Annotated in this window: 12 protein-coding genes; 10 read left to right on the top strand and 2 right to left on the bottom strand. The window is 65.7% G+C overall.

The features are described from left to right. Positions 1 to 133: 133 nt before the first annotated feature. Positions 134 to 2,218, top strand: coding sequence for a 4Fe-4S binding protein (locus CAER_RS0117030; RefSeq protein WP_027236493.1), 2,085 nt, complete (start codon positions 134 to 136; stop codon positions 2,216 to 2,218). Continuing rightward, positions 2,215 to 3,117, top strand: coding sequence for an FAD:protein FMN transferase (locus tag CAER_RS0117025; RefSeq protein ID WP_036797381.1), 903 nt, complete (start codon positions 2,215 to 2,217; stop codon positions 3,115 to 3,117). Before CAER_RS0117030 ends, CAER_RS0117025 begins: the two co-directional genes overlap by 4 nt. 6 nt (positions 3,118 to 3,123) lie before the next feature. Here the strand turns inward: CAER_RS0117025 and CAER_RS0117020 are convergent, their stop codons facing one another. Next, positions 3,124 to 4,026: a substrate-binding periplasmic protein gene (locus CAER_RS0117020; RefSeq protein WP_027236491.1), complete on the bottom strand. Its 903-nt coding sequence runs from the start codon at positions 4,024 to 4,026 to the stop codon at positions 3,124 to 3,126. A 19-nt stretch (positions 4,027 to 4,045) separates the two neighbouring features. After that, a complete protein-coding gene (gene pedF, locus CAER_RS0117015; RefSeq protein WP_027236490.1) occupies positions 4,046 to 4,723 on the bottom strand; it encodes a cytochrome c-550 PedF in 678 nt (225 codons plus the stop codon). Positions 4,724 to 4,893: 170 nt separating this feature from the next. Here pedF and CAER_RS0117010 point away from each other — a divergent pair, with 170 nt between their 5' ends. The 8 genes from CAER_RS0117010 (at position 4,894) to CAER_RS0116975 (ending at position 13,063) form a co-directional block, all read left to right on the top strand. Further along, a complete protein-coding gene (locus CAER_RS0117010) occupies positions 4,894 to 6,057 on the top strand; it encodes an ABC transporter substrate-binding protein (RefSeq protein ID WP_027236489.1) in 1,164 nt (387 codons plus the stop codon). Further along, positions 6,054 to 7,031 carry a YVTN family beta-propeller repeat protein gene (locus CAER_RS0117005; protein WP_051357803.1) on the top strand — a complete coding sequence of 326 codons (978 nt, stop codon included), beginning with the start codon at positions 6,054 to 6,056 and terminating at the stop codon, positions 7,029 to 7,031. Before CAER_RS0117010 ends, CAER_RS0117005 begins: the two co-directional genes overlap by 4 nt. A gap of 49 nt (positions 7,032 to 7,080) precedes the next feature. After that, positions 7,081 to 7,539, top strand: a complete 459-nt coding sequence (locus CAER_RS0117000) for a cupredoxin domain-containing protein (protein ID WP_027236487.1) — start codon at positions 7,081 to 7,083, stop codon at positions 7,537 to 7,539. Beyond that, a complete protein-coding gene (locus tag CAER_RS0116995) occupies positions 7,536 to 8,255 on the top strand; it encodes an ABC transporter ATP-binding protein (protein ID WP_027236486.1) in 720 nt (239 codons plus the stop codon). The genes CAER_RS0117000 and CAER_RS0116995 overlap by 4 nt, the downstream gene beginning before the upstream one ends. Then, positions 8,252 to 9,052, top strand: coding sequence for an ABC transporter permease (locus CAER_RS0116990; RefSeq protein WP_027236485.1), 801 nt, complete (start codon positions 8,252 to 8,254; stop codon positions 9,050 to 9,052). The genes CAER_RS0116995 and CAER_RS0116990 overlap by 4 nt, the downstream gene beginning before the upstream one ends. A 205-nt stretch (positions 9,053 to 9,257) precedes the next feature. Then, positions 9,258 to 11,024: a PQQ-dependent methanol/ethanol family dehydrogenase gene (locus CAER_RS0116985; protein WP_027236484.1), complete on the top strand. Its 1,767-nt coding sequence runs from the start codon at positions 9,258 to 9,260 to the stop codon at positions 11,022 to 11,024. Between the two features lie 140 nt (positions 11,025 to 11,164). Further along, positions 11,165 to 11,860 carry a LuxR C-terminal-related transcriptional regulator gene (locus CAER_RS0116980; protein ID WP_027236483.1) on the top strand — a complete coding sequence of 232 codons (696 nt, stop codon included), beginning with the start codon at positions 11,165 to 11,167 and terminating at the stop codon, positions 11,858 to 11,860. 66 nt (positions 11,861 to 11,926) lie between these two features. Continuing rightward, on the top strand, positions 11,927 to 13,063 hold the full coding sequence (locus tag CAER_RS0116975; RefSeq protein ID WP_245597375.1) for an FIST N-terminal domain-containing protein: 1,137 nt from the start codon (positions 11,927 to 11,929) through the stop codon (positions 13,061 to 13,063). Position 13,064: the final 1 nt, after the last annotated feature.

Here is a 13,064-nt window from a genome sequence, read left to right as displayed (position 1 = left end):
TCCTCCTTTGCTGGCTTTAATCCCCTCAGCCTAGCTACCTGCCTCCGGCCCCGGTATTGGCCTTTGGTCGTAGGGGCAGTCTCAGACTTTGGTCCTATGGCACGGGGTGTTTGGGCCCGGCAGACTGCCAGCCATGCGCGTATCCCGGTTCATACTCTGTCTTCAGGCCTGGCTGTTTGCGGGTGGCGTGCTGGCGGCGTCGCCATTGCCCCGCGAGGAGATCAGCGCCCTGATCATGCCGCCATTTTCTTTGGGTGAGCCGGTGAACAGCAAGGGTGTCTATACCCTGCTCAACTCCGGCGGGGCGGAAGCGGGCTATGCCTTTGAAACCGAGCCGCTGGCCCCCCTGCCCGGGTTTTCCGGCGCGCCGGTCAACGTGCTGGTGCTGCTGGATCTGGACGGCACCTTTCTGGATGTCCGGCTGATCAGCCATAACGAGCCGGTCTTTGTTTCCGGGCTTGGCCCGGCCCCGTTCCACAGGTTCTTCGAGCAGTATCCCGGCCTGTCGGTCTTCTCGGCGATCACCGTCGGCACTCCTTACGGTGAGACGGGTTCCGGCTCATCTCTTGTCTACCTCGACGGAGTGAGTAAGGCGACCGCGTCGGTGCGGATCGCGCATGACTCGGTGATGGCCGCCGCGCTGGCGGTGGCGCGCGAGAAGATGCACGGTGTTGTTACAGCGCCCCCGGCCTGGCCGGACCCGGACCACAATGAGCCGCTGGACTGGGCGGCGCTGGTCGATCAGTGGCTGGCCACCCGAGCCACCGTCTCCAATGCGGAGGTTGACGCGGCCTTTGCCGGCACCCTTTGGGCCGATGACGATCCGGAGGCGCAACAGCATCCCGAAGCGCCCTATCTGGATCTATGGATCATCGACGTCGGCCCGCCGTCGATCGCGCAGGCAGTTTTGTCGCGCGAGGGTTACAGCGAGTTGCAGGATTTCCTGGCGATCTCCCCTGATGATGAGCCGCTCTTGCTGATCGAGACCGGCCGCCATGGGCTGGTCAGCCCGGAGTTCATCCGCAACACCGCCCCGGACCGGGTGTTTGCCACGCAAAACGGCCTTCCGGTGGCACTGCGGGACAGCGATCTGCTGGTGGAGCTATCGCCGGACCTGCCCCAGCCTCTGCACGACGGCACGGCGATGATCCTGCGGGCCGACCGCCGCCTCGGCTTTGACCCGGCGCAGGAGTGGACCCTGCACGCCCAGGCGGTGCGCGAGCACGGCATGTTCCAGCCCGAGACCGGCACCGTGGAATTTCCGGTCACGCACCAGACCCCCGAACGCTTCTTCCTGCGGGACGCGGCCCCGGCGCCTGTGCCGCCCTGGCTCGAGGCACTGCGCAGCCGCCGCACGGATCTGATCCTTCTGACGCTGCTGCTGAGCGCGCTGACCGCCGCCCTGCTGCTGGCCCAGAGCCGGATCGCCGCCCGCAAGGTGCTGACACCTCTGCGGCTGTCGGTGCTGGCGGTTGTCACCCTGTTCATCGGCTGGTGGGGCCAGGGCCAGCTGTCCATCGTCACCGTGCTGGGCGTGCTGCGCACGGCGGTTGGGGGCAGCAGCTTTGCCTTTCTCGCCTATGACCCGTTTTCGCTGCTGCTTTGGGGCTTTGCCATCCTCGGGCTTGTCCTGTGGGGACGTGCCCTGTTCTGCGGCTGGCTGTGCCCGTTCGGCGCGCTGCAGGAGTTCGCGCACCATCTGGGCCGCAAGCTGGGTCTGCCGCAAACAGCGCTTCCGCCAGCCTGGGACGGGCGGCTCCGGTATCTAAAATACGGGGTGCTGGCCGGGCTGGTTTCGCTGGTGTTCGTGGCGCCGGAGCATGTGGACACCGCGGCGGAGGTTGAGCCCTTCAAGACCGCGATCACCACCTATTTCCTGCGCGAGTGGTATTTCACTGCATATGCCGTCTTCTGGCTGGCGGCAGCACTGATGTTTTTCAAGCCCTTCTGCCGCTACCTGTGCCCGCTGGGCGCGGCGATGGCGGCGGGCGGGCTGCTGCGGCGGCGCAACTGGATCGCCCGGCGGGCCGCCTGCGGCAGCCCCTGCCAGCTGTGCCGGGTGAAATGCGTCTATGGCGCGATCGAAACATCCGGCGCGGTCCGCTATGACGAATGCTTCGGCTGTCTCGACTGTGTGTCGATCCACGACGATGCGGCCCGCTGCGTGCCGCTGATCCTGGCAGCGCGCAAGAAACAACAGCTGGAGGCTGCGGAATGAGCGCCAAACTGTCCCGCCGCCGGTTCCTGGCCATCTCTGCCGCCGCCCTTGGTGCCACGGCCCCGGCGCTACAAGCAGCACCTGTAACCTGGCGGGGATTTGCCTTGGGCGCCGAGGCGCGTCTGACCATTCACGCGCCGCCGCTGCTGGCAGACCAAGCGATAGCGGCCGTGCTATCACAGCTGAGGCAGGCCGAACAGCTGTTCAGCCTCTACGATCCGGCCTCCGCATTGTCCCAGCTGAACCGGACCGGGGTTCTGAGGAACCCGCCGCCGCGGTTTCTGGATCTGGCCCGGCTCTGCACCCGGATGCACGCGGCAACGGCTGGGGTCTTCGACCCTTCGGTCCAGCCGCTCTGGCAGGCCGCCGCGCGCAGTGAGGGCATCAGAAAGGCCGCCCGCCTCGCAGGCTGGCACAAGGTGTCCGTGACAGAACAGACAATCCGGCTGGCGCAAGGACAGGCGCTGACATTCAACGGCATTGCCCAGGGCTATGCCACCGACATGGTCCGCGCCGCGCTAGGCCGCATGGGGCTGGAGCGGGTTTTGGTCAATGCCGGGGAGTTTGCCGCCCTCGGCGGTCCGTTCCGCATCGGGTTGGCCGATCCGGAGCACGGCATCTTCGCCGCCTGCAGCCTGAAAAACAGGGCCGTGGCAACCTCGAGCCCCGGCGCCTTGCAGTTGCACGGTGCGGCGCACATCCTGCACCCCGCGTTTGACCGGCGGCCGAAATGGGTCACCGTCAGCACCGAGGCCGCAAGCGCCGCGCTGGCGGATGCGGCCTCCACCGCCTTCTGCCTGATGAGCGAAGGTGAAATCACCGCTGCGCTGGCGCGCCTCCCTGCAGGCACCAATGCCACCCTGCTGGCGCAGGATGGCAGCGTGAAATTGCTGAGGTAAACTGGATCAGCGCAGCTCTGGCGGCCGGTGACTCAGGCCGTGGGCTGCAAAAATTGCGGCAATCCGGCCATCCTGCAGCCCGGCGGCAATCGCATCCTCCACCGCATAGGCCAGCGGGCGGTAGGAGAAATGCACCGCTATCCCGGCGGTCCATGTGCCTGCGGAGAAGCCGGGCAGCGGCGGCGTATGGACGGCAGTCTGTTCAGTCAGCCCGGCCTCCAGCTGCGCCAGCGGACCCATTGCGGCCTTGGTCTCTGCCCGATCCAAACCCGCCATTGCGTCCGCCGCCGTCGGGTAGCGGCGGATATTGCCGCTGAGCTGGCCGCCGGGAAAGGCCGAGAGGTAGAAATCGGCAATCGAGTCGTTTTCCACTGCGACGCTGTCGAAGCGGAAATAAGCCGGCACCGGCGGGTCTTCAGTATAGGCCTCCCGGCGGTAGGCAATCGCCACTTCCTCCACATGGTACTGGCCGGTGAACACCACCTGTTCGACCCGGCAGGCAAATTCGCTGTCATAGGGCACATGCAGCATGACATTGGCGACGCTGCCGCCCACGACCGGCCCCTTCCAGATCCAGTTGCGCAGGTCTGCGTCCAGATTTTCGCCCGCCGCGACCAGGGTGAAGCGGGCCTCGACCCCTAGCTCCGCGGCAATCAGCCGGGCGAGGTCGATATCGGCGCCTTGGATGCGGCCCGCCTCCTCGTAAGACCAAGGGGGAAATTCCTCATAGGCCGCGAAGGTGATGAAGCCCCGCTCGATGATGGTTTCCAGGTCCTGCCCGACAATATCGCGTGAGGCGTTCTGCGGCTTGGGCTGCGGCACGTGATCCGCACAGCGGGCCTGCCCGGGCTGCGCCCAGCCGCAGGCCAGCGCAGCAATCGCAAGAAATCCGGCCAGCTGCTGTTTCATGTGCCGCAGCCCCCCTGCCTCAGTGCGCCGCCGAGAGGCCGACAGTCAGGACCTCCGCGGCCCCGGCAAAGTCCGGCTGCGCGCCGCCGATCAGGCTGGCAGCCCGGTAGGGCGCGCTGTCGGCCACCGGAGCGCCGGACCCGGTTTCGACCCCTTCCGCGATTTTTGAAAGCTCCGCCCGCAGCGCCGCCGCATCACCGCCGCCGCCGCTGGCCAAGGTTGTCAGCTCATCGCGGATCTCCAGCAGCCGGCCGGTGGCCTCATCCAGCGCGCCGTCATCAGGCCGGGTTTCCAGATAGGTGCGGATTGCCCAGGCGGCCTTCTGGCCCAGCAACTCCCCGAAAGCGGGCATCTTGGTGATGCCGTTCTGAGTATACCCGGTGCGGAATCGCTCGACAAACCACTCGTCGCCCATCTCCTCGGCCTCCAAGTAACGAAGGTCCGGGGCCAGCCCGCCAGAGACGCCGCCCAGCCCGTGGCAGCGGGCGCAGTTCTGATTGTAGCCGCTGCCGCCGATGTCGATCGCCGCCTGCCAGACCTCCGTCTCCTGGCCGCGATAGGGGTTTTCGGTCAGCCATTCCTCGCCCACTTCGGGCAGGGCATCGGTATTCACCGGCTGCGGCGCGACGTCTCCGTGGGCCTGCGCCGCCGTGGCAAGAGCCGCGAGCCCGAGGGCCGCAAGAGGCAATTTGAACATGAGTTCCTCCCGTAAGTTTGAGCTTGCCGCAAGCATAGCCAGCCCGACCCCTGCCCCGATACGCGACTTAAGTTGGAGAACAGCGCAGGCGGCCTACGACCTTGGTCCAATGGCCGCAGGGCTGCGGGCGGCAGTACGCTCGGCCCATGCAGCCAGAACAGGGTGCCCTGATGCGTTTTCTGATCACACTTCTGATAGCCCTTTTGCCCGCCGCCCTTGCCGCTGCCAACGGGGTTGAGGTGCCGGTCATCTACCTGAAACAGCAGGAGCGGCAGCCCCCCACCCTCTCCAATCTCGACCCGCCGCCCGCGGACCTGGGCGAAACCGGCGCCCGGCTGGGACTGGCGGACAACCGGACCACAGGCAGCTTCCTTGGCCACGACTACAGCCTGGAGACGGTGGCGGTGCCGCCGGGCGGCGATTTTGCCGCGGCGGCGCGGGCGGCTTTGAGCCGCAGCACGCTGCTGATACTGGATGCGCCCAAACCGGCGCTGCTGGCCGCCGCCGCCCTGCCGGAAGCACAGGATGCGCTGTTGTTCAACACTGCCAGCCCGGACACCGGCCTGCGCAGCGGCGACTGCCGCCGCAATCTGCTGCACACCCTGCCCTCGGACCTGATGCGCAGCGATGCGCTGATGCAGTTTGCGCTGTCCAAGCGCTGGACTGGTCTGGCGCTGATCTCCGGCGGCCACCCGCAGGATCAGGCGTTTGCCGCTGCCTTGCGCCAAAGCGCCGCCAAGTTCGGGCTAAAAATCACTGCCGAACGGACCTGGGACTATGGCGCCGACATGCGCCGCAACGCCGCCCAGGAGGTGCCGCTGATGTCGCAGGGGCTGGGCCGCCACGATCTGCTGCTGGTCGCCGATGAGCTGCAGGATTTCGCCCGCTACCTTCCTTATAACACTTGGCTGCCGCGGCCGGTTGCCGGCTCCGAAGGCCTGGTGCCGACCACATGGGCGCCGGTTGTCGAACAATGGGGCGCCGCGCAGCTGCAATCGCGGTTTCAGGACCTTGCCGGGCGCAAAATGCTGGCACGGGATTACGCCGCCTGGGCCGCGGTGCGCAGCATCGGAGAGGCTGTGACCCGCACCGGCTCAGCCGACGCGGGCGTCTTGCGCCAATACCTGCTGTCGGACGCGTTCGAGCTGGCCGGTTTCAAGGGCCGTCCGCTCAGCTACCGCAGCTGGAACGGCCAGCTGCGCCAGCCGATCCCGCTTGCCACTCCCCGCGCTCTGGCGGCGCAGGCGCCCTTGCCCGGCTTCCTGCACCAGCACAGTGAACTCGACACCCTGGGCCTTGATGAACCCGAAAGCCGCTGCGGAGCCTTCCAATGACATTTTCTGCTAAACCTCTTGCCGCGCTGGCCTTTCCGGCACTTCTGGCCGCCGCCACGCCTCTTGGCGCCGCGGAAATCTGGGTCACCAACGAGAAGGACGACACCATCAGCGTGATCGACATCGCCACGCTGGAGGTGGTCCGCACCATCGCAACAGGAGAGCGGCCGCGCGGCATCACCTTCTCCAAGGACTTCTCGCGGGTCTATGTCTGCGCCTCCGACAGCGACACGGTTCAGGTTCTGGACGCCGCTACCGGGGAAGTTCTGCACGAGCTGCCCTCCGGCGAGGATCCCGAGCAGTTCGTGCTGCATCCCAACGACCGGCATCTTTATATCGCCAACGAGGATGATGCCGTGACCACGGTGGTCGACACCGAAACCCGCAAGGTGGTCGCCCAGATTAATGTCGGGATCGAGCCAGAGGGCATGGCGGTCTCGCCTGATGGCAAGATCGCGATCACCACCTCCGAGACCACCAACATGGCGCATTGGATCGACACGGAGACGCAACAGCTGTTTGCCAACACGCTGGTTGATTCCCGCCCGCGCCACGCTGAATTCACTGCCGGCGGCAGCGCACTGTGGGTCTCGTCCGAGATCGGCGGCACTATCACGGTCTTTGACACCGCCACCCAAGCCGAGACTGGCAAGATCGCCTTTGAGGTCAAGGGGGTGCACCCTGACAGGGTGCAGCCGGTGGGCTTTGCCTTCACCGACGATGAAAGGACCGCCTTTGTGGCGCTGGGGCCGTCCAACCATGTGGCGGTGGTCAATGCTGAGACGCTGGAGGTGGAGGATTACATCCTGGTCGGCCGCCGGGTCTGGCACATGGCGTTTTCGCCAGACAAGTCGCTGCTATTCACCACCAACGGCGTTTCCGGCGATGTGACCGTGATCGACACCGCCCAGCGCCAAGCGCTGAAATCGATCAAGGTCGGCCGTTTTCCCTGGGGCGCGGCGCTGCGCCCCTGAGACCTGCCGCGCCCCGGCGGCGCGGCGCATCCTGACAGGAGGATCCAAGATGCTGAAACCCCGCCTTTTTGCCGCGGCGCTGTGCCTGGCGCTGCCCGCCGCCGCCCTGGCCGGTGACGATGATGATCCGGGCAAGGCCAGCCTCGGCCTCGCCGGGCTGCTGTCCGCCGCCAACAAGGAAGACCTGCCGCCGATTACCCTGTCGGCGGGGATGCCGCTGACCGATGCGCCGTGGCTGCTGAAATCCGGCACCTATTACGAGTTCGAAATCCAGGGCGACGGCAGTCAGGAGCTGGCCCTAACCGGCTCCGATTTCTTCCGCGCGGTGTGGATTGACGAGATTGTCGTGGAGGGCCTTGAGATCCGCCCGTTGGGGCTCGACAGCGTCGAGTTCGACGAGGCCGGCGAGATGGAGATCGGTTTTATCGCTCTGAAGCCCGGGAATTACCATCTCAAGGTGCCCGGCTCCACCGGCGACACCCAGCGGCTGGAGATCACCATCCAATGACCGGGCTGCGGGTGGAAAACCTGAGCTATACCTACGGCGCCCGGCAAGCTCTGGACAGGGTCGGCTTTCGGGTTGAGCCCGGCACTTTCTGCGCTCTGCTGGGCCCCAACGGGGCTGGCAAGTCGACGCTGTTTGCGCTGCTCACCCGGCTGTTCACCGCGCCGCAGGGAAAAATTGAGGTTGCCGGCCACGACATGGCACGCGCCCCGCGCAAGGCGCTGCGGCAGATGGGGGTGGTGTTTCAGCAGCCGACGCTGGACCTGGACCTGACGGTGCAGCGTAACCTCAGCTATTTCGCCGCGCTGCACGGGCTGCGCGGCGCCAGGGCGCAGGCCCGCATCGAGGCCGCGCTGGAGCGGCTGGAGATGCGCGGCCGGCTGGGCGAGCGGGTGCGCGACCTCAATGGCGGCCACCGCCGCCGGCTGGAGATCGCCCGCAGCCTGATCCACCATCCCAAGGTGCTGCTGCTGGACGAGCCGACGGTGGGGCTGGATGCGGCCACCCGGCACGCGATCACCGCCCATGTGCATGACCTGTCCCGGCACAAGGGGCTGACGGTCCTTTGGGCGACCCATCTGACTGACGAAGTCGAAGACGCCGACCAGTTGCTGATCCTGCACCGCGGCAAGCTGGCGCAAGACGGCACCGCCCGCCAGCTGCGCGGCGGCCTGGGGCTGGCCGATCATTTTCTCAGGCTGACGGGTCAAGCGGCATGACCGCCTGGCTGGCAGCCCTGACGGCCATCACCCAGCGCGACGCGCTGCGGTTCATCGGTCAGCGCGGCCGCTTTGTCGCGGCGCTGGTACGGCCGATGCTGTGGCTGGTTGTCTTTGCCGCAGGCTTCCGCGCCGCGCTTGGCCTGTCAATCACCCCGCCTTATGCCACCTACACCACCTACGAGGTCTATATAGTGCCGGGGCTGTGCGGCATGATCCTGCTGTTCAATGGCATGCAAAGCTCGTTGTCGATGGTCTATGACCGGGAGATGGGTTCGATGCGGCTGCTGTTGACCAGCCCGCTGCCGCGCTGGTGGCTGCTGGTCTGCCGCCTGCTTGCCAGCACCGCGATCTCAATCCTTCAGGTATATGTTTTCCTGGCGCTGGCGGCGATGTTCGGCATCCGCTTCAGCTGGGGCGGCTATGCCGCACTGCTGCCCGCCCTGATCCCGGCCGGGCTGATGCTGGGGGCGCTGGGGCTGGCGCTGTCCTCCGTGATCCGCCAGCTGGAGAACTTCGCCGGGGTGATGAATTTCGTGATCTTCCCGATGTTCTTTCTGTCCACCGCGCTCTACCCGCTGTGGAAGATGGCCGAAAGCTCGGCGCTGCTGCGTGACATTTGCGCCGTGAACCCCTTCAGCCAAGCGGTCGAGCTGATCCGCTTTGCGCTTTACCAGCAGCTGAACACTGCGGCGCTGGCCTGGGTGCTGCTGTCCGGGCTGGTCTGGCTGGGGCTGGCGGTCTGGGGTTACGACCCGGCGCGCGGGCTGATCCGCAAGGCTGCGAAACCGGGCTGAACCGCCCTCGCCCGCATCGCGGGCAATTACACCGCAAACCCGGGCTGCAAGGCGCCGGGTTCTGCCGCGTTGCGCCCTGCCCCTCCCGCCGCCCGCATACGACCATTGTGCAATACCGCTCTTTCGGTGCGCTTTGGATACTGTGGCAGGCCGGCAGCCCGCACCGGGCCGTGGCTGTTGAGGATCCAATGAAAGGGAGGAGCCCATGAACCGCTTCATCACGGCGGTCGCCGCAGGGACCATGATGGCGGGCGTCAGCCACGCCGGGGTCACCGAAGACGACCTCAAGAACGACCAGACGACCACCACGCAGGTGGTCACCAACGGGATGGGGCGGCACCTGCAGCGCTACAGCCCGCTGGACACTTTGAACAAGGACAACGTCGCAAACCTGGTGCCTGCCTGGGCCTTCAGCCTCGGCGGCGAGAAGCAGCGCGGCCAGGAAACCCAGCCGCTGATCTATGATGGCATCATGTATATCACTGGCTCCTACAGCCGGGTTTATGCCATCGACGTCGAGACCGGTCAGGAGATCTGGCAATACGACGCCCGGCTGCCCGAAGGCATCCTGCCCTGCTGCGATGTGGTGAACCGCGGCGGCGCTATCTATGGCGACACCTTCTTTTTCGGCACGCTGGACGCCCGCATCGTGGCGCTGGACCTGAAGACTGGTGACGTGAAATGGCGCAAAAAGGTGGCCGACTACAAGGCCGGCTATTCGATGACCGCGGCACCGCTGATCGTCAACGGACTGGTGATCACCGGCAACTCCGGCGGCGAATTCGGCATCGTCGGCGAGGTGCAGGCGCGCGACGCTGAAACCGGCGAGCTGGTCTGGACCCGGCCGGTGATCGAGGGCCACATGGGCACCTTCAAGGGTGAGGACAGCACCATGACCGGCACCCTGAACGCCACCTGGCCGGGCGACATGTGGAAGACCGGCGGCGGCGCCACCTGGCTTGGCGGCTCCTATGATGCGGAGACAGATACGCTGGTCTTCGGCGCCGGCAACCCGGCGCCCTGGAACAGCCACCTGCGCAACGCGGGCACCCCGGTCGAGGGCAACGCGGGCGATAACCTTTACGCTGCCAGCCGCATCGGCATCGATCCTTCGAACGGCGAGATCAAGTGGCACTTCCAGACCACCCCGCGCGAGGGCTGGGATTATGACGGCGTGAACGAGGTGGTCGCCTACACCGACCGCAGCGGCAACAAGCGCTTTGCCACTGCCGACCGCAACGGCTTTTTCTATGTTCTGAACCGCGAGGACGGTAAATTCGTCAGCGCAACGCCCTTCGTCAAGGACATCACCTGGGCTGAGCGCATCGACGACACCGGCCGCCCGGTGTTCAACGAGGACAACCGCCCCGGCAACCCGGCGGACGCAGCCGATGGCAACAAGGGCGAGGTGATCTTTGCCTCGCCGTCGTTCCTGGGCGGCAAGAACTGGATGCCGATGGCGTTCTCGCAGAACACCGGCAACTTCTATGTGCCCTCGAACGAATGGGGCATGGACATCTGGAACGAGCCGATCAGCTACAAGAAGGGCGCCGCCTATCTGGGCGCGGGTTTCACAATCAAGCCGAACTACGAGGACCATATCGGCAGCCTCAAGGCGATCGACCCGGACACCGGCGAGATCAAGTGGGAATTCAAGAACGACGCACCGCTCTGGGCCGGGGTGATGACCACTGCGGGCGGCCTGGTGTTCACCGGCACCCCCGAGGGCCGCTTCATCGCCTTTGACGACGAAACCGGCGAGGAACTGTGGTCGTTCCAGACCGGCTCCGGCATTGTCGGCCAGCCGATCACCTGGGAACAGAACGGCGAGCAGTATGTCTCTGTCATTTCCGGCTGGGGCGGTGCGGTGCCGCTGTGGGGCGGCGAGGTGGCCAAGAAGGTCAACTACCTGAACCAGGGCGGCATGCTCTGGACCTTCCGCCTGCCCCGCCAACTGGCTCAGGCAGACTGATCCCGCACCGGTCAAAGGCACATTACACGAACTCAGGCGCGCCTCCTGCGGGGCGCGCCTGCCTTATGCGACTTTAGGCGTATACACCTGCAGCTGCCCGCTTGCTAAGCTGGCAGGAAAACAACAGCTCTGGTGCAGATATGCCAACACACACGGACACGCCGGCCACTCCGAGGTTCAATGCGGCGCTGCTGGTGGATGACCACCCGCTGTTCTGTGACGCCCTGGCGATGACCTTGCAGGCGGTGACCGCGATCAGCAGCATGCACACCGCGCCGGCCCTGCAGGCCGCGCTCGACATGATCGGCGGGGGTATCCGCATCGACCTGGTGGTGCTGGACCTGAACCTGCCGGACGTCAACGGATTGGACGGGCTGCTGCGCCTGCGCAAGGTGACGGACTGCCCGATCCTGGTCGTCTCCTCGATGGCCGACAACCGGATTGTCAGCTCCGTGATCCATGCCGGTGCCAACGGCTTCATTCCCAAGCACAGCCAGCGCGACGTGTTTCAGAAGGCGGTAGAGGCGATCAATCAGGGCAAGGTGTTCCTGCCCGACGGATACGTATTGCTGGAAGACAACGGCGGCAGCAGCAACGACGTGCTGCAACGGCTGTCGCAGCTGACCAATCAGCAGGCCCGGATCCTGCAGTTGATCTGCGAAGGCAAGCTGAACAAGCAGATCGCCTATGACCTGTCGATCGCCGAGACCACGGTCAAGGCGCATATCACAGCCATCATGCGCAAACTGGGGGTGCAAAGCCGCACCCAGGCGGTGCTGGCCGCCAAGCAGGCGAGTTTTGCAAACGTCTTGCAAGACACGCCGCCGTCCGCCTAGTCTGGCGGACGAAATTCGGGGAGGAGAAAGGCGATGGGCCCTGTCCATGGTCCGTCGGGTGCAACCATGACGAAACCGCAGGTTGTCCGGTCCGGCTCGGTTGACTGCCGGGCGGCGGACGCTGTCGAGCAACTGGCACAGGCGCTGAACCCGAATGGCCTATCGCTGGTGGTTCTGTTTCTGTCTCCGGACACCGACGTTGCGCGGCTGATCGACGAGGCCCAGCGCCGGTTTGCCCCGGCGCAGGTTGTCGGCTGCACCTCTGCAGGAGAAATTTCAGCAGCCGGCTATGTTGAGGGCGAGATCGTCGCCATCGGCTTTGCCCAGTCGCATTTCCAGACCCGCACCATCCTGATCGAAGACCTCGACAGCTTCGATCCGCACAGCGTGATCGAACGGATGATCCGCAACCGCAATCACATGGCGCAGAACACCGGGGACTGGGTCTCGGACTTCACCTTCCTGCTGGTTGATGGGCTCTCCACCAAGGAAGACACGCTGACCTCGCAATTGTCGGTCGGGCTGGGGCCGGTGGCCTTCTTCGGCGGCTCGGCGGGCGACGGCACCAACTTTGGCAAAACCTTTGTGCTGCATGGCGGCCAGGCTCATTCCAACGCCGCCATTCTGATCCAGATCCGCAGCCGCTGCCCGATCGAGGTGTTTAAAACTGACCACCTGATCCCCTCGGAAAAGCGCATGGTGGTGACCGGGGCTGACCCGGCCCGACGGGTGGTGCATGAAATCAATGCTGAACCCGCTGCCCGCGAATACGCCCGGGTGCTGGGCAAGGACCCGGAGCAGCTGACCGCCTTCACCTTTGCCGCGCACCCCGTCGCCGTGCAATTCGGCGACCAGCACCACGTGCGCGCCATCCAGCGCGTCGCCGACAATGACGAGCTTGTGTTCTTCTCCGCCATTGACGAGGGCGTGGTGCTGACCCTGGCAGAGCCGGAGGACATGGTGACCCACCTGGAGCGCGAGATGGCCGCCCTCAGCGCCAAGCGCCGCCCCGAGATCATCCTGGCCTGCGACTGCATCCTGCGGCGGCTGGAAGCGCAGCAAAAACAGGTCTCGCAGGACATTTCCCGCATCCTGCGCGACAACCGGGTGGTTGGCTTTTCGACCTATGGCGAGCAGATTAATTCAATGCATGTCAACCAGACCCTGACCGGAGTGGCGATCTACCTGCCGGACGAGGGCTGAG

Source organism: Leisingera caerulea DSM 24564, assembly GCF_000473325.1.
In the GTDB taxonomy this organism is placed as follows: domain Bacteria; phylum Pseudomonadota; class Alphaproteobacteria; order Rhodobacterales; family Rhodobacteraceae; genus Leisingera; species Leisingera caerulea.
Note: the sequence above shows the minus strand (reverse complement) of the source record. Positions and strands in the feature narration are given on the sequence as shown.

What these genes read in the sequence shown, in the direction of transcription:
- CAER_RS0117030 (WP_027236493.1), top strand. Translation starts at nt 134, where the DNA reads ATGCGCGTATCCCGGTTCATACTCTGTCTTCAGGCCTGGCTGTTTGCG.
- CAER_RS0117025 (WP_036797381.1), top strand. Translation starts at nt 2,215, where the DNA reads ATGAGCGCCAAACTGTCCCGCCGCCGGTTCCTGGCCATCTCTGCCGCC.
- CAER_RS0117020 (WP_027236491.1), bottom strand. Translation starts at nt 4,026, where the DNA reads ATGAAACAGCAGCTGGCCGGATTTCTTGCGATTGCTGCGCTGGCCTGC.
- pedF (WP_027236490.1), bottom strand. Translation starts at nt 4,723, where the DNA reads ATGTTCAAATTGCCTCTTGCGGCCCTCGGGCTCGCGGCTCTTGCCACG.
- CAER_RS0117010 (WP_027236489.1), top strand. Translation starts at nt 4,894, where the DNA reads ATGCGTTTTCTGATCACACTTCTGATAGCCCTTTTGCCCGCCGCCCTT.
- CAER_RS0117005 (WP_051357803.1), top strand. Translation starts at nt 6,054, where the DNA reads ATGACATTTTCTGCTAAACCTCTTGCCGCGCTGGCCTTTCCGGCACTT.
- CAER_RS0117000 (WP_027236487.1), top strand. Translation starts at nt 7,081, where the DNA reads ATGCTGAAACCCCGCCTTTTTGCCGCGGCGCTGTGCCTGGCGCTGCCC.
- CAER_RS0116995 (WP_027236486.1), top strand. Translation starts at nt 7,536, where the DNA reads ATGACCGGGCTGCGGGTGGAAAACCTGAGCTATACCTACGGCGCCCGG.
- CAER_RS0116990 (WP_027236485.1), top strand. Translation starts at nt 8,252, where the DNA reads ATGACCGCCTGGCTGGCAGCCCTGACGGCCATCACCCAGCGCGACGCG.
- CAER_RS0116985 (WP_027236484.1), top strand. Translation starts at nt 9,258, where the DNA reads ATGAACCGCTTCATCACGGCGGTCGCCGCAGGGACCATGATGGCGGGC.
- CAER_RS0116980 (WP_027236483.1), top strand. Translation starts at nt 11,165, where the DNA reads ATGCCAACACACACGGACACGCCGGCCACTCCGAGGTTCAATGCGGCG.
- CAER_RS0116975 (WP_245597375.1), top strand. Translation starts at nt 11,927, where the DNA reads ATGACGAAACCGCAGGTTGTCCGGTCCGGCTCGGTTGACTGCCGGGCG.